Raw genomic sequence first — 202 nt, 5'->3', positions numbered from 1 at the left:
CGTGCAGGATGAGGGTGGGGACGGTGATCTTGGGGAGGTCCTCGCGGAAGTCGGTGAACCAGGTCAGGGGTGCGGCGGCGGCGGCGTGGGAGCCGCCGGTGGTGGCGACGTTCCAGCTGTTGCGGACGGCTTCCTCGCTGATGCGGGTGCCGAGGTTGTCGTCGAGGTTGTAGAAGTCGCGGTAGAAGGCGGTGTAGTAGGC

At 67.3% G+C, this 202-nt stretch carries 1 protein-coding gene; it reads right to left on the bottom strand.

Going from position 1 to position 202, the window contains the following annotated elements; genetic code table 11:
* On the bottom strand, positions 1–202 hold a 202-nt coding region (locus IF37_RS0138835; RefSeq protein ID WP_030754719.1), incomplete at both ends, for a hypothetical protein.

The organism is Streptomyces sp. NRRL S-31, assembly GCF_000718775.1.
Lineage (GTDB): Bacteria > Actinomycetota > Actinomycetes > Streptomycetales > Streptomycetaceae > Streptomyces.
Note: the sequence above shows the minus strand (reverse complement) of the source record. Positions and strands in the feature narration are given on the sequence as shown.